General features: G+C 39.8%; 20 protein-coding genes. 9 read left to right on the forward strand and 11 right to left on the reverse strand.

Annotated features, from left to right (window positions below):
• Positions 1–88: 88 nt before the first annotated feature.
• Positions 89–508, reverse strand: a complete 420-nt coding sequence (locus tag AC1F2U_RS20790; protein WP_335196610.1) for a fasciclin domain-containing protein — start codon at positions 506–508, stop codon at positions 89–91.
• A 150-nt stretch (positions 509–658) separates the two neighbouring features.
• Here AC1F2U_RS20790 and AC1F2U_RS20795 point away from each other — a divergent pair, with 150 nt between their 5' ends.
• A complete protein-coding gene (locus AC1F2U_RS20795; protein WP_094351515.1) occupies positions 659–895 on the forward strand; it encodes a DNA-directed RNA polymerase subunit omega in 237 nt (78 codons plus the stop codon).
• Positions 896–984: 89 nt separating this feature from the next.
• Positions 985–1,632, forward strand: coding sequence for a hypothetical protein (locus tag AC1F2U_RS20800; protein WP_480262802.1), 648 nt, complete (start codon positions 985–987; stop codon positions 1,630–1,632).
• A gap of 248 nt (positions 1,633–1,880) precedes the next feature.
• Here the strand turns inward: AC1F2U_RS20800 and AC1F2U_RS20805 are convergent, their stop codons facing one another.
• Positions 1,881–2,201 carry a TMEM14 family protein gene (locus AC1F2U_RS20805; RefSeq protein WP_480262803.1) on the reverse strand — a complete coding sequence of 107 codons (321 nt, stop codon included), beginning with the start codon at positions 2,199–2,201 and terminating at the stop codon, positions 1,881–1,883.
• 102 nt (positions 2,202–2,303) lie between these two features.
• Here AC1F2U_RS20805 and AC1F2U_RS20810 point away from each other — a divergent pair, with 102 nt between their 5' ends.
• The 3 genes from AC1F2U_RS20810 to AC1F2U_RS20820 all read left to right on the forward strand — a co-directional run bounded on the left by AC1F2U_RS20810 (position 2,304) and on the right by AC1F2U_RS20820 (position 6,655).
• A complete protein-coding gene (locus AC1F2U_RS20810) occupies positions 2,304–3,638 on the forward strand; it encodes an ATP-binding protein (protein WP_480262804.1) in 1,335 nt (444 codons plus the stop codon).
• Positions 3,639–3,894: 256 nt separating this feature from the next.
• Positions 3,895–5,232, forward strand: a complete 1,338-nt coding sequence (locus AC1F2U_RS20815; protein WP_480262805.1) for a tellurite resistance TerB C-terminal domain-containing protein — start codon at positions 3,895–3,897, stop codon at positions 5,230–5,232.
• A gap of 94 nt (positions 5,233–5,326) precedes the next feature.
• Positions 5,327–6,655, forward strand: a complete 1,329-nt coding sequence (locus AC1F2U_RS20820; protein ID WP_480262806.1) for an ATP-binding protein — start codon at positions 5,327–5,329, stop codon at positions 6,653–6,655.
• Position 6,656: 1 nt separating this feature from the next.
• On the opposite strand, the gene AC1F2U_RS20825 is transcribed toward AC1F2U_RS20820, so the two are convergent.
• Complete coding sequence (locus AC1F2U_RS20825) at positions 6,657–8,054, reverse strand: serine/threonine protein kinase (protein ID WP_480262807.1); 1,398 nt, start codon at positions 8,052–8,054, stop codon at positions 6,657–6,659.
• A gap of 156 nt (positions 8,055–8,210) precedes the next feature.
• Here AC1F2U_RS20825 and AC1F2U_RS20830 point away from each other — a divergent pair, with 156 nt between their 5' ends.
• Positions 8,211–10,349: a peptidase domain-containing ABC transporter gene (locus AC1F2U_RS20830; RefSeq protein ID WP_480262821.1), complete on the forward strand. Its 2,139-nt coding sequence runs from the start codon at positions 8,211–8,213 to the stop codon at positions 10,347–10,349.
• A 262-nt stretch (positions 10,350–10,611) separates the two neighbouring features.
• On the opposite strand, the gene AC1F2U_RS20835 is transcribed toward AC1F2U_RS20830, so the two are convergent.
• The gene (locus AC1F2U_RS20835) at positions 10,612–12,180 is read right to left on the reverse strand and encodes a beta-barrel domain-containing protein (protein WP_480262808.1); all 1,569 of its coding nucleotides are present in this window, start codon (positions 12,178–12,180) and stop codon (positions 10,612–10,614) included.
• Positions 12,181–12,352: 172 nt separating this feature from the next.
• Complete coding sequence (locus tag AC1F2U_RS20840) at positions 12,353–12,625, reverse strand: hypothetical protein (protein ID WP_480262809.1); 273 nt, start codon at positions 12,623–12,625, stop codon at positions 12,353–12,355.
• A gap of 534 nt (positions 12,626–13,159) precedes the next feature.
• Between AC1F2U_RS20840 and AC1F2U_RS20845 the strand changes: the two genes are divergently transcribed.
• Positions 13,160–13,363, forward strand: coding sequence for a hypothetical protein (locus AC1F2U_RS20845; RefSeq protein ID WP_480262810.1), 204 nt, complete (start codon positions 13,160–13,162; stop codon positions 13,361–13,363).
• A 95-nt stretch (positions 13,364–13,458) separates the two neighbouring features.
• On the opposite strand, the gene AC1F2U_RS20850 is transcribed toward AC1F2U_RS20845, so the two are convergent.
• Positions 13,459–14,706, reverse strand: a complete 1,248-nt coding sequence (locus AC1F2U_RS20850) for a n-acyl-d-glucosamine 2-epimerase (RefSeq protein ID WP_480262811.1) — start codon at positions 14,704–14,706, stop codon at positions 13,459–13,461.
• A 229-nt stretch (positions 14,707–14,935) separates the two neighbouring features.
• Here AC1F2U_RS20850 and AC1F2U_RS20855 point away from each other — a divergent pair, with 229 nt between their 5' ends.
• Positions 14,936–15,835, forward strand: coding sequence for an aspartoacylase (locus AC1F2U_RS20855; protein WP_480262812.1), 900 nt, complete (start codon positions 14,936–14,938; stop codon positions 15,833–15,835).
• A gap of 75 nt (positions 15,836–15,910) precedes the next feature.
• Here AC1F2U_RS20855 and AC1F2U_RS20860 read toward each other — a convergent pair whose 3' ends face one another.
• The 5 genes from AC1F2U_RS20860 to AC1F2U_RS20880 form a co-directional block, all read right to left on the reverse strand.
• Positions 15,911–16,705 (reverse strand): Tab2 family RNA-binding protein, encoded by a 795-nt coding sequence (locus AC1F2U_RS20860; protein ID WP_480262813.1) that lies wholly within the window; start codon positions 16,703–16,705, stop codon positions 15,911–15,913.
• Between the two features lie 63 nt (positions 16,706–16,768).
• Positions 16,769–17,224 (reverse strand): hypothetical protein, encoded by a 456-nt coding sequence (locus tag AC1F2U_RS20865; RefSeq protein WP_480262814.1) that lies wholly within the window; start codon positions 17,222–17,224, stop codon positions 16,769–16,771.
• Between the two features lie 42 nt (positions 17,225–17,266).
• On the reverse strand, positions 17,267–17,536 hold the full coding sequence (locus AC1F2U_RS20870; RefSeq protein ID WP_480262815.1) for a YciI family protein: 270 nt from the start codon (positions 17,534–17,536) through the stop codon (positions 17,267–17,269).
• Positions 17,537–17,652: 116 nt separating this feature from the next.
• Positions 17,653–20,103 (reverse strand): phenylalanine--tRNA ligase subunit beta, encoded by a 2,451-nt coding sequence (gene pheT, locus AC1F2U_RS20875; protein WP_480262816.1) that lies wholly within the window; start codon positions 20,101–20,103, stop codon positions 17,653–17,655.
• A 284-nt stretch (positions 20,104–20,387) separates the two neighbouring features.
• Complete coding sequence (locus AC1F2U_RS20880; protein ID WP_480262817.1) at positions 20,388–20,885, reverse strand: hypothetical protein; 498 nt, start codon at positions 20,883–20,885, stop codon at positions 20,388–20,390.
• Positions 20,886–21,072: 187 nt separating this feature from the next.
• Between AC1F2U_RS20880 and AC1F2U_RS20885 the strand changes: the two genes are divergently transcribed.
• Positions 21,073–21,264: hypothetical protein (locus tag AC1F2U_RS20885; protein WP_480262824.1), on the forward strand; the 192-nt coding region annotated here is incomplete at its 3' end.

Genomic DNA, 21,264 nt, shown 5'->3' on the forward strand with positions numbered 1-21,264 from the left:
ACTTCGGCTACGCTCTGTTACCGAGGAGAACTTGCAGTAAGTCTTTCCCCTCTGCCCCTCTGCCCCTCTGCCCCTCTGCCCCTCTGCCTTACTTCCCCGCCACCATTGCAGGCATCAACACCGCATCAATGATATGGATCACGCCATTGTCTGCAAGAATATCTGTTTTGAGGACATTGGCGTTATTTACCTTAAATTTACCGTCGGCAGATTCAATGGCGACAATAGACCCTTCAAGCGTCTCTGCCTCATTAATCTGTACCAAATCATCAGACCTGACATCCCCACTAGCGATATGATACGCCACAATTTTCTGGAGCTTGGGGATATCTTGTAGTAGCGAGTCTAAAGTTCCCTCTGGCAGATTAGCAAAAGCTTCGTCAGTCGGTGCAAAGAGCGTGAAAGAACCAGGGCTTTTCAAAGTTTCTATGAAATTTACAGCTTTAGCAGCCTTTATTAGGGTATTGAAATTACCCGCTGCGATCGCAGTTTCCACGAGGTCAGCCATGAAGGTGCGTTATTTAATACTACAAGTTACTTATAAGTGACTATAAATATCTTAGCCTCTATCAACAGAGAGGTTGCTGGCGATTTAACAGACAGCAGCAGACTGATTTAGTACTGTTACACTGGAGAATGACCCCAAGAACCACTGATTATGCTAAAGCGTTCTAAGTTCGAGACAACTCAATCTCAGATTATGCACCGTGCTGAGGATCTGATTAGTGCAGCCTCAAATCGATACCGCATTACGGTTCAGGTAGCAAATCGTGCTAAACGTCGGCGTTACGAAGACTTTGAAAGTAACGAAGATGCGATGATGAAGCCGGTGCTAAGGGCAATAATCGAAATGTCCGATGAATTGACTCAACCAGAAATTATCGGCGAACTATAAGATTTAGTGCTGAGTGGTGAGTGCTGAATTCTGAATTCTGAATCAGGCAAATTCATCTTTTCACTCAGCAACGCCTAAAATATTGTTCTATGAAAAAGAAAAAATTTCTATTTAAATCGATTTTCTCAAAACTCACAACTCAGTACAAGCGAAACGCCCCGCTACCGCTAACACCATTACTGCTTACCTTAATACTAGTGAGTGTAATTGTTTTAAGTTCAGGAGCGGATAAATCAATACATAGAAATTTATTTAGTATCCAACCTGCTTCTGCCCAGAGAATAACTCCTAGCGACGTTTGGCAGCTGGTATATCAGCAATTGCCAGATTTCCCACGGGAAAATAAATATATCAGTAAAGAAAATGGGAAAGTTGCCGAAAACAACACTTTAGCAAATCGCCTAATTAGATATCACATTTATACCAAAGGGCGAGCCCCCATTTATCGCTTAGATTGGAAGCTGACTTTAGCTGATTACCTGGGTGTAAATGAAATTATATATGATACTACCTATCCAGGGAATGACTCACTACGGGAAAATCCGATAGAAGGCGATCGCAAAGCTATCAAAAGTCTCACCCGCAGCCAACGAGATGCCCTAGTACAAGTCTTAGTCAATATATTTAATCCTGCTTCCCAAAATACCCTATCTCCTAATCCCAATACCGCACCCAGTCCGACTACATCAACTACCCCACAGCTACTACAACGAGGAGGTGCCGAACTACTAAACTAAAATGATAAATTTTCCTTTGCGTCCCTCTGCGTTTAAAAAACTAAACTATGGAAAATGTGGAAAGGCAATTCAACAGTAGTCTTGCAGAACCGCGACGGAGAGAAAATTTTTACTTTTCTCTCTATACTCTCTGTGTCTATGTGGTTAAAAAGCATTTTTTTTAACCAATAATCTCCAAAAAACACAGTCGTAAGAGCAATTAGCCATACGAAAAAAACAGGAGGGTGGTTATTGCTGAGAGACTAATGCTACCTTAAAGCCACAAATTGATTCACCATCACCGCCAATGCCAGCACACCCAAAATTGTCATTAATCCCGCAGGCATAAACTTGCGTGTTTTTACTAGTCTAAATGCAAATAAAACTACTAAAACAGCAGTAACTAACACTGCTAAAATCGCACCCCAAGTTTGTCCTTGGAGTTGAAAGTAAGCGGCAAGTATTAGTAATAAACCGCTAATGCTACCACTTAAGAGTGAAACTCTACTTATAGCTTGAATGTAGCCAATAATCCCACCAACAATCGCTAATATGCCGTAGGCAAAAGCAGCAATTATACTTAAATTCATTGTTAAAACCTATGTAGACTTTGACTTTACTGCCAGGGTCAGCAGACAATTTACCATAGCTATTTAGCTATACCATACAGTTGATTGATAAATAATCAAGCGATGCCAATGGCAAGTACTTCCTCATATACAAAGATTCAATATCTCCAGCGCCAAGCAGCCTCACTTTTACTGTACCAATCTGTTCTCCAAGGCGAAGTCGGGATAGCATTTCTGGAACTGTTGCAAGCTATACGTTACACTGACACCGATGCACGGGGTTGTCTCCAAGCTTATGGCAGTTACTTTCACGCTTTGGCAGCTAGAAATCAAAACTGGGAAGACTATTTAATTACTCAAATTCTCTTTTCTGAGAATCCTTTTACAAGGCTGGCAGGAGTGCAAGAATTTGAAGATTTGCCCCCGGCTTTAGTAACAGCAGTCCAGCATGATTTACAAGTATTGCAAAGTCTCTATGATTGTAGCAGCGCTTCTTTGAGCGAGTGGGTACAAAGCGTAGCTCAGATGCCGATTTCACCAGTAGTGTGGTATAAAGAGCAAGAATTGCTAGGAGTAGAGACAAAATTCATTACATATCTACAAGAGTTAGATAATTGGAGTGATGCTGTAGAAGAGTTAGCAGCTTATTATCGGCAATGTGGCTCTGGTTTATTTGCAGAATATCGCGCTTTACGATGGCAATCTGGGCAGTTTATCGGTATTAAATATTCTGACCCAGTTAAACTGAGTGCGCTTGTCGGTTACGAATCTCAAAAAGATGCTTTGCTGAAAAATACAGAGTTTTTATTATCAGGAGAGATGGCACTGCATGTATTACTTTACGGTAGTCGCGGTTCTGGCAAATCTTCTTTAGTAAAATCTTTGTTGAATGAATATAGCAATCGCAGCCTCCGCTTGTTAGAAGTGGCAAAATCTGATTTAAAAGACTTACCAGAAATTGTGGAACATTTACGGGGTGTGTCACAAAAATTTATTATCTTTGTCGATGACCTTTCATTTGAAGAAGATGATGATGCTTTTAAAGCACTCAAGGTAGTTTTAGAAGGTAATTTAACGGCACGGCCGCAAAATGTAGTAGTGTACGCTACCTCTAATCGCCGCCACCTGATTCGGGAGTTTTTTGTAGATAGACCGACTCCCAAGGATAACGAGGAAATCCATGCCTGGGATACGATGCAGGAGAAGCTTTCGTTTAGCGATCGCTTTGGTTTAACTTTGACTTTTGAACCAGCCAATCAGAAAACTTATTTAAAAATTGTACAACATCTAGTGGCACAAGCTGAACTTAATATTACCCAAGAAGATTTAGAATTTCAGGCATTACAATGGGCAACTCGTCATAATGGTCGTTCTGGACGTACAGCACGGCAGTTTGTTGATTTTTTAAAAGCAGATTTAAAACTTTTTCCTGCAAATAAAAATATATCCAACACTTAACATTAAAATTGTTTCATTAATGATTGCGCTTTTTTGTAACTTACAGAACAATGTTATGCAATATTAACTAAAATTAAAGATTTCATAACAATTCTGATACCAAATTTGGGAAAAATATCTTGACTGACCAAACAAAACAATGAATTACAAACCACTTACATTAAGTATTTTATGTATATGTGTTGTTTAATTACGAATTACGTTAGCGAGTTTTCTCCCAAGGGCGAACGAGCGTCATTAAGAATTATAAATTACTATGAGAGCTACTTATTCGGATAATTTAACTACGCTAAAAACCAGCAATATGCAATCAGTAACGATCGGCAATAGATTTATACTAGTGATAGTTGCCTTTAGTGTGAGTTTTGGTCTTAGCCTTGTTCCAAGCTGGGATTTTAATAAAGCCTTTCTCACAGGTGTAATTACTGCCGTTACTATCCATACAACAGCATTATTCATAGATAAGCGGCGCAGAAATTATGAAATGTTTGTTTTAGGTTCTCTCCGCAAGCGAATTAAAGATATGGAGGGATTAAAGGCTCGTGTTGTCACAGAAATCAATCAAATTGAAGAACATCATAATTTACTATATGCTGAATCACAACAGCTGCAAAATCAAGTCATAGAAAGCCGTAGCCAAAGAGATAATCTACATCGAGAATTAAGAACATTTGCCGGACAAAAGAAGCAATTAGAAACAGAAGTTAGTAGCCTGCAAACTGAAATTAATAATTTGCAGAACAATCAAAATGAATTGAACAATGCTTTTTCTATTCTCACAACAGAGAAGCGCCGTTTAGAGTCAAATTGTAATGTATCTCGCGCTGAAATCACCCAATTGCAAAGCCAAATTTCCGAGTTACAACACGAGAAACAAGAAATTGAAAGTAATTTAACTCTTTTAGGCAGACTCAAACCCCAATTAGAAGAAAAATTATACGAACTGAGAATTGCGATTCAAGAGTTAGAAGTTGAGACAATCCAAAATAATCAATTGCTTGTAGCAACGAAAACCGAAAGAGAAAATATCCAAGCTATTCTTGATTCTTCACAAACCCAACTAGCAGAATACAAGGTAGAATTACAGCAGTTACAAGCACAAATTTCATTATTGCAAGAAGAACGAGACTCATTACAAAATCAAGTATGGGAATTACTACAACAAGTAGAAACATTCAATCCAGAGCCTTTGTCTGATAATTTCCAAGAAGATGATATTGAGTTGTTTCCATTTTCCGAAATAATTGAATCTTCAGATGTCATTGAGAATTCGGAAGTTGAGACATCGGAAAATATCTCCGAAGAATGGACTAATTTTCTCGGAAATCTTCCGGGATATGAGTTACAAGTATTAAAAGCTATAGTTGAGCAAGATAATCCCAATAGTGCTATTAAAACAATTGCCGAAGCAAATATAACTATGCCAAATTTATTAATAGATTCTATAAATGAACGCGCAAATGATACTATTGGTGAATTAATAATTAATTCTGATTCCGAAAGTCCAAAAGTTTATCAGGAGCATATAACAGATGTCAAAAAAATGATTGCGATGTATGAAGGCCTCATCGCTAGACATACTTCGTCAAATTAAATTGTTATTGCCGTCGTAAGATTTAGTAGTAAGGTGATATCCCTTACCTACTTACTGCGTACTTCTGCGTTTAGAATAAAGTGAAGTGTAATACATGGCAAAGCTCAAAATCTCGAAGAAAATCTCTACTGCTTTAATCAATTCCCTTGGTGCGGGTGTAGTACCAAGAGTGGGAGTTGAATATATAGCAGTAGGGCGAGAAAAAGAACTCAAAAGCCTATTACAAAATCTCGATGATATTGCAGAAGGTGTCGCAGCATTTCGCTTCATAATTGGTAACTACGGTTCTGGGAAAAGTTTTTTATTACAACTAATTCGCAACCGCGCTATGGAGCAAGGTTTTGTAGTAGCTGATGCTGATTTATCCCCTGAACGGCGATTAGCAGGAAGCAACCATGAAGGTGTAGCCACCTATCGAGAATTAATGAGCCACCTAGCTACAAAAACTCGTCCTGATGGTGGTGCTTTAGTCTCGATTTTAGAAGGATGGATTAATAAAATTCAACAAGAAGTGGTTAAAGAAACTGGAATGCGTCCGAATGACGATGGTTTTGATGACCAAGTTGAATCAAAAATTAGGGAAGTAGTTCAGTATATTGAAGATTTAGTTCACGGTTTTGATTTTGGTAGCGTGATTATTGCTTATTGGCGTGGCTACCGATTGGATGATGATACTTTAAAAAATGCGGCGATGCGCTGGTTGCGGGGAGAATTTACTACTAAAGTTGAGGCGAAAGCAGCTTTAGGAGTGCGCGTTATTATTGATGATGATAGTTGGTATGACTATATAAAACTGTTTGCGAAATTTGTAGCTGAGATTGGTTATAAAGGACTGTTAATTATACTTGATGAAGCTGTGCATTTATATCAAATATCTACTACAGTCACGCGGGAAAAGAATTATAATAGACTCCTCGCAATGTTTAACGACACTATGCAGTGTAAAGCAGAAAATCTTGGCATTGTTGTTGGTGGAACAACTAAGTTTTTAGAAGACCCCAAACGGGGACTTTTTGCAGACCAAGCTTGGCAAAGACGTACAAAAGAAAGCCGTTTTGTTGCCCAAGCTAATCTTCAGGAACATTTAGGGCCAGTGATTCGGCTAAACCCGTTGAGTGAAACAGAAATCTTGACGCTTCTGCAACGTTTAGCTGAGATTCATGCACTCAATTTTGGGTATGAACAGACCTTGACAAATTGTGAATTAAAGGAGTTTGTGCAAGAAATTATTAATCGCTTGGGTGCAGAAGCATTACTTACACCAGGGGAGATTGTGCGAGATTTTATGAGTGTGTTGAATATTCTTCATCAAAATTCAGGAATTGCATTTGGTGAATTAATTCATGGCTCTAAATTTAAACCTACTGCTATGGGTAAGGATGCAGATGCGGATGAGGATGGCGCAGCCGAATTTAGTTTGTAGTTTACTCTCTAGTAATTGGTAAGCCTAGGCAATCGCTGAGTTCATAAGCTAGCCAATCAAGTTCTGGAGGAGTGATACGAAAACTATCAGCATTATTGGTAAAAATTTCATATTTTTTGCTTTCTGCCCAAATTGTCAAGCAAGGTTGATTATAATTATCCTTACTTCGTTCTAAACGTACAATATTTTGTCTAGAACTCGGAGATGGGTGAAAACGCTTAATTCCAAACAAATTATAAGTTAGAAAAATTTTTTCATTATTAATATAAAGCTTCTTTATACCAAAGATATCTATTAAAAAAATTAATAATGGAATTACAAGAGCTAAAGATATTAGAAAAGATTTTAATACAAACACATTTCCATTTTCATAAGAAATTGGATAATAAATAGAGAGAATAAAAATAAATGGTATAAATAAAATTAAATTCATTAGAGTTTTTGCTGTAAAAAAACCAACTGGTGGAATAATAATTTCTATAAAATTAACATTTTTATTCAAAACTACTTTACTACCAAAAGGTTTTCCCACTGTTGAATTAGTCGCCCTTGTCTGAGTCTGAGTTGCATTTACAGGTTGTTCTAAAGCTTGTAAAGCATCTTCAGCAGAGGTCAAACGTTGACTCGCAATAGGTTCTGTCATCCGCCTTAACCAACTGCTAAAACCAGAGCTAATATTGGCTACTTGTTCAAATTCAATTTGTAGGTCTGTTTGCAGTAAATCGCCTGGATGCTGACCTGTCACTAAATAAATTAAAGTTGCTCCCAAACTATAAAGGTCAGAAGCACGAGTAGCTTTACCATTAAATTGTTCTGGTGGCATATAGCCGTAACTTCCCACAACTGTCATAGTGCTGCTTCTTCTGGCGATGGTTTGCACTGAACCAAAATCTACCAAGTACACTTCACCTACACTATTACCAGAGCGATTTGTTAAGAGAATATTGCTTGGCTTGATATCACGATGAATCACGGACGGTTGACGCCCATGCAGATATTTGAGAATTTCTAGAATAGCTTTTGCTAGTTCCTTAACTTCTTCTTCACTGAAACTACGCCCAGCTTTGAGTTGTGCTTCTAGAGATTGGGCTGGGATATAACTTTGTACGAGTGCAAATCCTCTGCTATTAGGTGAATCTAGCTCAAAGTAGTCAAGGTAGTGGGGAATGGCTGGGTGGGAGAGTGCTTTGAGTGTTTCAGCTTCCCGCTCAAACAGTTTGAGGTCGTTCCATTCAAACTCATTACCAAAGGACAGTATTTTGACTACTACTAATTCTAGAGTTTGTAAGTCACGAGTTAGCAGCGATCGCCGTCCGGCTTTTTTGCCTAGTTCCTGTTGCACTTGATATCTTTCCAACAGGATTTCTTGGTTAGAATCTGGCGATTCTTGAATTGTCATTTGCTCGTGACTCCAAAGCTTTGTCGCTTTTATAACTTTCCTGTTTGTTACTGCCCCACTGTAAAATTACTTAAACTAGCAATAAGCATTAGGGAAATGTGTTCATTTTAGAACCCAATTGGGAAACATAAAGTAAAAAATTGGGTATTTTCTGTGATGAAAGCGGTTTTACAACACAGTGAAGAAGATTGTGGTGCTGCTTGCCTTGCAACCATAGCACAACACTATGGTAGAACTTTCGGTATTAACAAAATGCGGGAATTAGTAGGTACAGGTAAGCAAGGTACTACTCTGCTTAGTTTAAGACGCGGGGCGGAAAACTTAGGTTTTAATGCCCGTCCAGTCAGAGCAACTCCTGAATTAATAGAAAGCTTGGATAGAATTTCTCTGCCTGCCATCATTCACTGGAAAGGATATCACTGGGTTGTATTGTACGCACAACAAGATCGGAAATATGTTATCGCCGACCCAGCAGTAGGTATTCGCAAGCTCAACCATCAAGAGTTATTAGAGGGATGGGCGAATGGTGTCATGCTGTTATTAACTCCAGATGAAACTCGTTTTTATCAACAGGAGTCGGATAAAATAGACGGCTTTGGACGTTTCCTCAAAAGAGTTTTACCCTATAGCAAAATACTTGCAGAAGCGATCGCAATCAATATTGTAGTTGGACTTCTTTCTCTGGCTTATCCTTTAATGATGCAGCTCCTCACAGATGATGTTTTGGTGAGGGGAGATATACAGCTATTAACTACCGTAGCCATTGCGGTTATTACCTTAAATATTTTTCAAGCTGCTATTGGGATTGTTCAATCTCACTTGGTAGGACAATATGCTCAAAGGCTAGAGTTAGGATTAATTTTAGATTACGGGTATAAACTCCTGCGCTTACCCTTATCTTATTTTGAAGCCCGTCGCAGTGGGGAAGTTGTCAGCCGCATTGATGATATAGAAAGAGTTCACAATTTAGTTTCTCAAATTGTTTTGGGTTTACCCAGTCAATTTTTTATCGCTGTCATCTCTTTGGGAATCATGATTTTTTATAGTTGGCAGCTTTCTTTAGCTTCCTTATTTGTCTTCATGATAGTTATGGGTATTAATTGGCTATTTTTACCAGCTTTACGACAAAAAACCCGTGCTTCTATTATTTTAAATACAGAAATTCAAGGTTTTCTTGTAGAAACTTTTCGCGGTATCCAAATACTTAAGACTACCCAAGGTACTCCTCAAGCTTGGGAAGAGTATCAAGCTAATTACGGTCGCCTCGCTAATTTTAAGTGGAGTACCATGAAGCTAGGGTTTTACAGTACCACCGTTACAACTCTATTCAATAGTTTGACAAATATTGGTTTACTTTGGTTAGGCAGCTACTTTGTAATTAATCGCACTCTAAGTATAGGTCAATTACTTGCTTTTAACGGCATGAGTGGAAATTTCTTAGGGTTTTTGAGTTCGGTAGTAGGCTTAGTTAATGAATTTATTATTGCTCAAGTAGTAATTCAACGCCTCACAGAAGTCCTAGATGCTACAACAGAGGATGAGAAAGAGTGTAAAAAACCTTGGGCGGAAATCACTGTTAATACAGATATTGTTTGTACTAACCTGAATTTTCATCATCAAGGTAGAGTTAATTTATTAAAAGATTTCTCTCTTATCATTCCTGGGGGAAAAGTAACAGCCTTAATCGGACAATCCGGTTGTGGAAAAAGTACTTTAGTTAAGTTAATAGCGGGATTATATGACTTGCAATCTGGTAATATTTGTTATGGAAGTTATAATCAGCAAGATATATCTTTAGACTGTCGCCGTCAACAAATAATATTGATTCCTCAAGAACCGCACTTTTGGAGTCGTTCAATTATTGATAATTTCCATTTTGCCTATCCTTCAGTTAACTTTGAACAAATCGTGAGAGCTTGTCAGATAGCTGGTGCAGACGAATTTATTAGCAATTTACCTGATAAATATCAAACTGTCTTAGGGGAATTTGGTGCAAATATTTCTGGAGGACAGAAGCAAAGATTAGCAATAGCTAGGGCAATTGTTAGTAATCCACCAGTGTTAATATTAGATGAGTCTACAGGCGCTTTAGACCCAGCATTAGAAACTAAAGTTTTAGATAATTTATTAGCAGATCGTCAGGGTCAAACAACTATTATGATTAGTCACCGCCCTAGAGTAATTGAGCGGGCTGATTTCATTGTTTTGTTAGAAACAGGAGAGTTAAAGCTGACTGGTACTCCCAATGAGTTACGTCAGCTACCCGGTCAGCACTTGAAATTTTTAACTCCCTAATATTCTGAAGTAAAAGTTTTTATAGCGATTCTCAGTTATGTGAGGTAGAGATAATATTTTGAAACGCAAAGGGACGCAAAGTAAAGCGCAGAGGTACGCAGAGATTTGTACCTCAGCAGACTAGGAAACGCTATATATAGCAATCCTATTTGAGTTGTGAAAAATATAGATTAGAAAACGAACCGCCAAGGACGCCAAGGACGCAAAGGAAAGAAGAAAGAGAGATATAATTTTCACCAATGATTTAGGACTGCTATAAGTATCATACATTGGCTATTAATCTTGCTTTTCTCAAAATAAATTGCAATACAGTTTCCTCTTTAGAGATAATATCAGCGCTTCCTTCCATTCCTAATTGGATAGCACATTCTTTTTCTGCAATCTTCAATACATAGTTTTCTGGTTTAATATTCACTTTGTAACTACCTGTTTGTGAAATTTGTCCCATCCCTAAAGAAGAGTTAGAAGAATTAAAGTTAGATTGAGGTTCTATTGCATCTGGAGAAATGCTGCTCACTGTTCCTTGTAAAGAACCATAGTCGGGATAGGGACAAGCAGATACGCGCATATATACTTTTTGTCCCAGCCGAATTTTACTGATTTCCTCAGCAGGAATATCGGCTTTGATTTCCAATGGTGCTTCACTAGGAGCAATTTGGGCAATCATCTGTCCAGAACCAATGACTTGAGAGACGTTTCGTAGATTGAGTTGTGCTATTGTGCCAGAGGCAGAAGCACGAATTATGATATTTTGAAGTTCAATTTCTATTTGTTTGAGTTCTTTTTGGAAGCTGTTTAATTGGTTTTCTAATTCTGTTCGTCGTTGAACAAGCTGTTCTCTTTCTTGCTGGAGTCGAGATAAAGTTGCTTCTCCTCTAGCTTTTTCTTGAGCGATTCTTTCACGAGCGATCGCCACTCCTGCTATAGAGTTAAGGGTAGTTTTGGCTTTTTTTAGCCTTGCTTGGGCTGCTTCAACAGCTCTTTGTTGCTTTTCTACAGTTTGCTTGTGAGCTTCTACTATTGCTAATTGGGATAAAAGTGCTTGTTGTTGTTGTTGAACTGCGAGAGTTACTTCTTCGTATGCGTCTTGAGAAAGCGCACCAGATTTGACTATCGGTTTATAGCGATCGCGTTTGACAATCGCTCCTTTGAATGAAGCTTGGGTTGCGAGTGAATTCGCTTGAGCTGACTTTAATTCTGCTTTGGCTGTTTCTAAATCATCTTGAACTAATTTTAAGTTAGCTATTAATTCTTCTACTTCCGTGCTGGTGCTAATTTCACTATTGCGATAATCCGTTTGAGTGCGTTGGAGTTCAGCTTGAGCAGCAGATGTGGCACGGTTTGTTTGTTCGTTTTCTGCTTGAATCTGTCTATCTAAAGCAGAAATTTGAGCAGTTATTTGAGTTGATTGAACTGTAGTTTGTTGAATATTGCCAAGAAGTTGACTTTTTTTAGTTTGTAAGCGAGAGCCATCAAGTATAGCGATGATATCTCCTTGTTTAACTTGCTGATTTCCTTTTACTAAAATATCTTTTATTATCCCTTCCGCCGCAGCTTGTACTAGGCGGAGTTCTCCAGCAGGACGAATGGCAGCAGCTACTTTAACTGTAGTTTTATATTTGAGGATACTTGCAAGGGTAACGCCTGCAACAAAAGTAGCTATAAGTATCAAACCGCCAATAGTAGTCCATTTACCGATCGGAGGTAAAAAGTCTTCTGGACTAGCAGCAGCTAGAGAGTTAAGATTAATTTCTTCTGGCTGAGGTATTACTTTTTCTACCTTGGGTAAGGAATGAAAATTTGGAACGAAAGAGATATCGATATTAGTCATAGTTAAGTAGAAAAAAACAAGTTTCAGAAGCTATAAAGTTTCCAGTTTTACTTGAAAATTAGTAAGTAAAAAGCTCTGCCTTTAGTTGTTTGAAGGAGGCAGAGCTTGAGTAATTGCATTTCTCGGCTAGAGTTGAGAAATCAGGTAAATAAGTTGTTTAATTTTTGTTAGTCTAATTTCCGTCTAGTTGGTTTTTTCCGACTATTCCAGTTTCTTCTAAAGCTACCTCACCTAGTGAGTAGAGTCCAAGTGCTGTCATGCCTCCAGCCTGAGTCACTGCGTTGCCTGAATTATTCAAAACTTTTACTGTGACACTTGCAACTTTCTTTGTTAATTTCTTGAACCAACCTCCTCCTGTTAATTGTTCGCAGCATTCATCTGATAAGACTTCAAACAATTCTTCTTGGTTTTCAATTTTTAGGCTTTCATTTTTGTTAATAGACATAATCGTTATTCTCCAAAATAAATACGAAAGTTAACTTGTCAACTCTTGAACCAGAAAATCATACTGTTTCTGAGTCGAACTATTAATTAGATTAATCCAAAAGAATCTATATACACAGACTTGACAATCTAACTTTTGGAAGATAGCAGATATCCATGACAATTTTTTGCTGTTGATTCAGTATTTATATGGCTCATTTTCCCAAACTAAGCTTAGTAAGTAAATATATGGAATTTTATTCGCTATATAGTCTTTATTCTTATAATTATCAAGCTTTTCAAATGCAATATTTTTCAGGTATTTACATATATAAATAATATTTATATAATCCTTATGAATTAGTTATAGTCTTACAGGATTTATTTAAATTTATTAATAAACTTTCTAAATTATTTCTGCATATTTACACTGAGATTTATTTTCTACTCAGGTATTAATTGTATGAAACGTTAAACTGGCATAGCTGCTGTAGCTTGCAAACAAGACATTGGAACAACACGATTTTGTGAGGTTAGCTTAAAAACAAGCGATCGCATGACGAGACAATTCAGCTTTACGTTGCTGTTACGGTTCAGTTTTCGTTTTCGCACGTTTGTGGATGTTTGCCAAGATAACGATGCTGTTGGCGAAATATTACTTATACCAATTCTGTATGAAGATGCGCCTATAGTGCAAGAAGAACGAACCGCCAAGAGCGCCAAGTACGCCTTCGCGAAGCGTCTCGAAGAGAAGAATTAAGAGATTTGGCGCAGCTTCACAAAGAAACGGTATAAGCTTAAAGCTGTTGTTACTACACCTTAAGTTGTGGTTATGAACATGGATTTTGTAAGAGTCTATTGCAAAGGAGTAGCGATCGCCTCAAATTGCTGCCAACAAAGGTACAATGCACGCGGTACGTGAAAACATCCTTTCCATTTGCCGCCTTTAAGGTTCAACAATACTTCTCCACGTCGATTCAGGTAGCCAAACCATTCACCGTATTCGGAATCAGCAAAGTGTGACCAGGCGTAATCGTGCATCTTTTGATACCATTCCCAACACACCTCACGCCCTGTTAGGCGATAGCCCATCACTAATGCAACCAAAGACTCTAGGTGAACCCACCACAGCTTTTGATCCCATTCCAATTGCTGTGGGGGATGACTATCTGCATCCATAAAGTAATACAGTCCGCCGTACTCGCTATCCCAAGCAAAATTCAGGATGTTTAGCACCACATCAACGGCTTGGTTAATAGTTTTGGTGTCGTTTTGGCGACGGGCGATGTCCATGATAAACCACATCGCTTCAATACCGTGACCTGGATTAATCAGTCGTCCCTCAAAAGAATCAATGTGGGAACCGTCAGGGGCAACATTTTCGTACATTAGCCCTCGTTCTTGGTCGAGAAAATCCGTCATCACTTCGCGGACTGTCTCAGCTAGGACATTCTCTAGTGTTTCTTTTGGTAGCAACCATTCCATTTCTAGAGTCAGGTTGGCTAAAATCATCGGTACAGCCAATGATTTCATCGGGCGTGTGCCGGGATAGGTTTTATTATATTTGCCCTTTGGGTTATCTTTGCGGCGTAATACGTTGTTATAAGCCTGCATCGCCACATCCTTTGCCCATTCTTCGCCGCCAGCGAGTGCATATTGACTAAATGCCATCGCTGCAAAGCAATCAGAAAAGATGTTGTAAGGGTGAACCAGTGGTTTCCCTTCACGGGTGAGGGCAAAGTACCAGTTACCATCGCTATCTCTGCCATGTTGGGCGAGAAAATTAGCGCCATTGCTGGCGATTTTTAGCCAATTTTCGCGCTTTTCTAGCTGGTTGTAAAGCATGGAAAAAGTCCATACTTGGCGGTTTTGCAGCCAAATGAATTTGTCTGTATCATAAATTTTGCCTTCGCGATCGAGGCAGGTGAAATAGCCGCCTTGCTGCCAATCAAGAGAATATTTTTCCCAAAATGGAAGTACGTCGTTGAGAAGGGCGTTTTTGTAAAGTTCAGCGTAGGCGTAGCCCGCACTTCGACATGGTTCGACTCCGCTCACCAGCCGCTCAGTGGCCACCGGAGGCATCGCTTGAAAGTCCTTCTCCATAAATTTGCTCCCTTTTTATACCAAAACCAACAGCTTAACAGTTATCATATTTTGACTCGAACATGGAGCGACGCCGATAGCGTAGCGTTAGCGACGCAGGAGCGTCATAGCCCGTCGTAGACATCGCGTCAGTCTTTTACAAGATTTAGTCAGCAGAAGTTATACTTCTATCTTGGATCTTGCACCATTCTCAATAACCGTAGGGTAGTTTTTTAGATATGAGGTTGTTATGAATCAGATTGAACGAGTTGCGATCGTTGGAGGAAACCACGGTAATGAGTTAACAGGAGTACATTTAGTCAAAAAGTTTCAGCAATATCCTAATTTAATTAACAGGGCAAGTTTTGAAACTCTGGCATTACTTGGTAATCTCAAAGCTATTGAAGAAGGCAAACGATACATTGAAAAAGATTTAAATCGTTGCTTCACTAATCAAGGCTTACAAAATCCCCAACTCTCAAGTTATGAAGAGACACGGGCAAAAGCAATTCAACAGATATTGCAACCGCAAAATCAGCCCTTTGTAGATGTAATTGTTGATTTGCACAGCACAACTGCCAATATGGGGTTAACTCTGATTTTTTGTGATATGCATCCTTTATTGCTTAGGTTAGGTGCTTATTTAAGTTCTATCAATCCTTTGGTGAAAGTCTGTATTAATCAGGAATCCAAAGAAAATGGTTTTCTCCGTTCTTTGTGTGAATTGGGTTTTGTTATAGAAGTTGGGGCTGTGGCCCAAAATGTCTTAAACGCCAAATTATTTCAAGAAACAGAACAGCTTATTTATGCAGTTTTAGATTATTTTGAAGGGTGCAATCAAGGTAATATTCCGCAGACAAGCAACCACCTTACACTTTATAAATACATTAAGACTATCGATTATCCTAGAAGCGATGCCTACGGCGGGCTGCACCTACGCGGGGAAATTCAAGCCATGATTCACCCCCAGCTTCAGTTTAGGGATTATGAACCTTTGCATCCAGGCGATCCAATGTTTCTGACTTTTGAAGGAAAAGAAATTTTCTATGAGGGAGCGTCTACTGTTTATCCTATTTTTATTAATGAGGCAGCTTACTACGAGAAAGGAATTGCAATGTATTTAAGTCAAAAGCAGGAAGAAATAGTTTAATTTCTTCGTCGCCTTCGCCTCACTTTTATCTCTATTTTTATTCCCTAACACCCCTAAACTACAAATCCCAGAACTTCAATTTTCTGCCTGCAATAACCAAAAGCCGCTATAAGTCATACCAGAATCATCGGGTTGAACTAACAAAAAATGCAATCCTCGGCTTTGCTTTTTGCGTTGTTCAAATGCTTGGGCTGCTGTTGTAACTTCTGGATCTTCAAATGTGGCAACAATCCATCTATCCACCAAGCTAGCTTCTAATATTAAGCCATCCGGTGCGCCAGAAATGTAGTTTAAGCTGACGGGACGGGCTTGCTGCAACCAGCGTGCTAGGCGCATTGATTGCCGTCCCCCATAAATAACTACGCCAGGAACGGGGACTGTTGATGCCAAACCTAAATTGATCGGTTTGAAATGTTCTGGAATGTGCAAAATGGGAATAGGGCGATCGCTAAATCTCGTTTCTACATCACTAGCAGCTAAACTTGCAAAACGCCATTGTTCTCCCCAAAGGTTTTCTGGTAATGGTGCTGGGGGTGGTTTATCCAGGGTTGAGGGATATTGCTTTTCTTGTAACCACTGCTTCAGTGCCAAGGTGTGGCGGGTAGGTTCGACATTTATACTTAAGTTGCGTCCAGCCGCTTCAATTAAGCTTAGAGACTGAGGACGAAATACCTGAATTACATCTGGCAATTTTTCACCAGCAGCTAGCTCAAGTTGAGTCGCAACCCAATTAGAATTTGCTGCTGACTGGAGACAGGTGGCTTCATATTGAAAGCTGCGAGTTGCATCACAAATCAACAATTCCCATAAAATTTGTCCAGACGCATCTGGTGAGGGACGACGATAAAAATCAACTTGCCAAGTTTTCATAATTATGTGGGCATGGGGAGAAATCAATTCAAAATTCAAAATTTAAAATTTAAAATTGTACTCTTACGGGAAGCAAGCTACGTGCAGCGTCTCGTAAAGAAGAAAAGACTGGAGGTGATGTAGCTTTAGCTTCCCGTAGCGTGGGAGATTAGGGAAAGTTAAAACTGAAAGTTTCAAGCTCAGAGGCTCAACGTTCAAGCTCAGAGGTTCAACTTCTGAGTTCAAAGGTTCAACGTTCATGCTCAGAGGTTCAACTTCCGAGTTCAAAGGTTCAACGTTCATGCTCAAAGGCTCAACTTCCGAGTTCAAAGGCTCAACGTTCAAGCTCAGAGGTTCAACTTCTGAGTTCAAAGGTTCAACGTTCAAGCTCAGAGGTTCAACTTCCGAGTTCAAAAGCTCAACTTCCGAGTTCAAAGGCTCAACGTTCAAGCTCAGAGGTTCAACTTCCGAGTTCAGAGGTTTAACTTCCGAGTTCAGAGGCTCAACTTCCGAGTTCAGAGGTTTAACATTCAAGCTCATCTTCCCATGCCCAATGCCCAATGCCCAATGCCCAACACCAATTTATAAAGCTTGAATCCATTCTTTGACTGAATATTCAGTCCAGATGCCATTTTTCCAGTAAGGATCGTTTTCAATTAACTGGCGCACAGTGGCTTCGTCTTCGGCTTCGTAAATCCCAAAAACTTTTGTAACATCCTTAGTGGGGCCGATGGTAATCAGCACACCGGATTCTTTCTGTTTTGCTAATCCGTCTAAATGAGCTTGACGAAAGGGGGCGCGTTTTTCGAGAACGTCTTCGCAGTAAGTTCCCCAGAGTACATATTTAGGCATAGCTAAGTCTATTTTGGATTTTGGATTTTATTTAGATTTTGCAGCCAGTGCATCGGGGAGTGAGGAATTATTAATTTCTCACTCCTAGCAAATGACAAATGACAAATGACAAATGACTAACTTCTCAAGTTAACGCCGAATTTTTCCACCAAGGCTTCGCGGACTTTATTGTGTACTGGTTCGACTTCTGCCTCAGTAAGAGTACGATCGCTAGCCCGATAAATTAAGCGGAATGCTAAACTCCGTTGTCCTTCGGGGACGTTTTCGCCCCGATATTCATCAAATAATTCCACTGATTCGAGCAAATCTTTACCCGCTTTGGTAATTACTTTTTCAATTTCGACAACTGAGATTTTCACGGGTGCGAAAAAGGCGATGTCGCGATCGCTAGCTGGATAGGTAGAATAAGGCTGGAATGTGGGAACGAGAATTTCATCTTCTCCCAGAGAATCTAAAAGCACATCTAGATCCAACTGAAAAACATAAACGGAATCTGGTAAGCCTTTTTCTCGTCGCAATTGGGGATGAAGTTGTCCAAAAATCCCCAGCCTATTACCCCGAATCCACAGGGAAGCGGTACGTCCTGGATGTAAGCGATCGTCGCGGCGATCGGGTTGAAATTCGATTTGCAAGCTAAGTTGCCGAAATACACTTTCTAAAATCCCTTTGGCTTCAAACCAGGTGATGGGTTCTTCGCGTCCACTTTTTGACCATTTGCCAAGGGTGCGATCGCCTCCGATAATTCCCGCCAGCGCTTCTGTTTCTTGCAAACCGTCTTCTTCTTGCCAGAAAATTTGCCCGATTTCAAAGCCGTTCAGCGCACCATTACCCTGCTCTAAATTGTATTGAAAAGCATCAATTAACCCAGAAATCAAATCGGTTCGCAGCGCTGAATATTCGACAAATAACGGGTTTGACAGGACTATATTTCTGTCTTCTCCTGGTTTGACTAAAGAATAGTGGATTAATTCTGTCAATCCTTCAGCCCGGAGGAAAGCTCGTAATTTGCGAATTAGTTCTTGATCTAAAGGTAGATAACCAGCTTCCGCTTTTTCTGGTAAAGTATCGCAGAATTTGTTGTAACCATAAAGACGGGCGATTTCTTCAATTAAATCAATTTCGCGCTCTAAGTCGCGGTAACGATAAGGTGGTACAGAAACAGACCACGTAGGTTGATGGCTGCTATCTTCTCCTGAAGAAGTTAACTGACACCCCAATGCAGTCAAGATGCGCTCAACATCTTGTTTTTGCAGTTCGCCTGTGTCCTCTTCTAAATCGATGGGCCCCAATATCTGATTAACTCGATCTAAACGCAGGGCGATAGAACGACTCCAAGTAGACGGATCGGGGCGAGTGTCGGCAATTTCTTGCTGGACTATAATTCCACTCGCTAATTCGCTAATTAAGGATAAGGCGCGGCGATTGGCTATTTCCAACTCAGCTCGGTTAACTCCCCGTTCGTATCTGCCAGAAGCCTCACTTCTTAACCCTACACTGCGGGAAGAACGGCGAATTGCCACGGAATCAAATAATGCCGCTTCTAAAACTAGGCTTTGAGTACCTTGATGGACTTCTGTTTCTTCCCCACCCATGACTCCCGCCAGTGCAACGGGTTTTTCGTTAGCGGTGATTAACAAATTTTGGATTGTTAGGGTGCGAGTTTGTCCATCCAGGGTTTTGAGCGATTCTCCATTATTGACGAAGCGAACGCCGATGGTTAAATTTTCGCTACTTGCAACAGATTTTAGGCGATCGCGGTCAAAGGCGTGCAGTGGTTGTCCCCATTCCAACAAAACGTAGTTAGTAATGTCCACTACATTACTAATGGGACGTACCCCAGCCGCCCGCAAACGCTGTTGCAGCCATTCGGGAGATGGAGCAATTTTCACCTGTTCAATTACCGTACCGATGTATGCAGGACAAGCTTGGGTATCGGCAATTTTTAAAGCTAAATTTCCGGCATTTTTGGGAATAGAGACTTTAGCAGGTTCAGGAATGCTCAACTTTCCACCAGTTAAAGCTGCTACTTCTCTGGCTACACCTACCATACTCAAAGCATCAGCGCGGTTGGCAGTTGCAGTCAAGTCTAAAATTACATCATCTAAACCCAACAACGGCCGGACATCACTACCCAATGATAAATTTTCCTGGGTAAAAATATGAATTCCATCGACATCGGTGGGCAAACCGAGTTCCTTTAAAGAACAAATCATGCCCTGAGATGGGACACCACGTAGTTTTGCAGGTTTAATTTTTAAATCGATGTTGGGTAAGTAAGTACCCGTAGTTGCCACTGGAACATAGATATCTGCCTTCACATTGGCAGCGCCACAGACAATATTTAAAGTTTCACCTGTACCGATATCTACTTGGCAAACACTCAATTTATCGGCGTTGGGATGGGGTTGACGCTCAAGCACTTTCCCTATAACCACGCCATTTGCCCAAGTGCGGCGGTCTTCAATCTCTTCAACCTCAAACCCAGCCATTGTCAGGGTTTCGGCTAATTCTTCTGGACTAAGTTTTATCTCTACTAGTTCGCGCAGCCAATTTAGAGAAATACGCATGGAGTGTGCTTGTTTTAGGAATCGTCTTTTGCTCTTATTTTAGGGTGCAAGAAGCGCTCGATGGCTACTCGTCTCGCAAGGCGTACCCTTTCACTTGAACAATCCTACTACGTTAGACTGGCAATGTAAAAATTAAGTAAATACTGAGAATGTATCTACGCAGGGAAGTATGACATTATTTTTATTTGGTTGATTTTGACGTTAAACTACATACGCCCGGATTTCTCGCTTGTGAAAAATCCGGGTGTTTTGTTTCATAAAAAAGCGTGTCAAAGGTTGGTCATCTACGGTTTACTAACAACAATTTTAGCAATGTAGTCTTTGAGTGCGATCGCCTTTTTGCTATTTGGGTACGGGGAAACCCCTATCAATTTCACCGAATATTTATCTAAAAATTGAATTGGTAAAGCATCACGACCTGGGACAAGGGTTAGCATTAATGTTGAAACTTGCTTACCATTTTTTATGATGTCTAATCCAATAATAACTTGCCCTTGCCAAATACAAGTTACATCAGAAGGACACCGAGAATCCTGGATAACTTTTGAAAATTTAATTTCAATATTTTCAGTGGGGAGGTAAGCTGTCCTTCCATATCTCAGATAAAATGGAGTATTTAAAGTACTTCCAACTCTAGCCATCAATTGTTGATCATTACCTTGAGCAATTGATTTAACTTCTATGCTTGAAGGCTTGATATTTGATAATATTCCATAGCTAGGAAGACAATTTGCTCCACCAATCAATGTTAATATAACTGCTGCGCTTACTACACTTTTCATTTTTTATACTCCATAGTCAGAAATTTTATTATTGAACAGAATAAAGGCGTCAGTCGTCAGAATTCAGTTGGGTATTCTGTATGACTGGCGAATGAATAACCGGATTTAAGACCCCTTTTTTCCGATTTCAAAAACTTCAACAGCGCTTTTCCAACAATTCGTTGCTTAATTTATCTTGGTAGAGTCGATGGCGGGTATTATCCCGCGCACCTCTCAATTAAATCTGGGCGTGCAAGTTTCCCCGCACCCAGCTTCCGATGTTCCTACTTTGCGGTTTTGCTCATGTGCAGGTAATCATGGCAGCTTTCGTGAATTGCCATTAGATTCTCTTTCTTCCAGTTGGCATGATTCCCATCTTTGTGATGTAGGTGAATACATT

Source organism: Nostoc sp. LEGE 12454 (genome assembly GCF_056620565.1).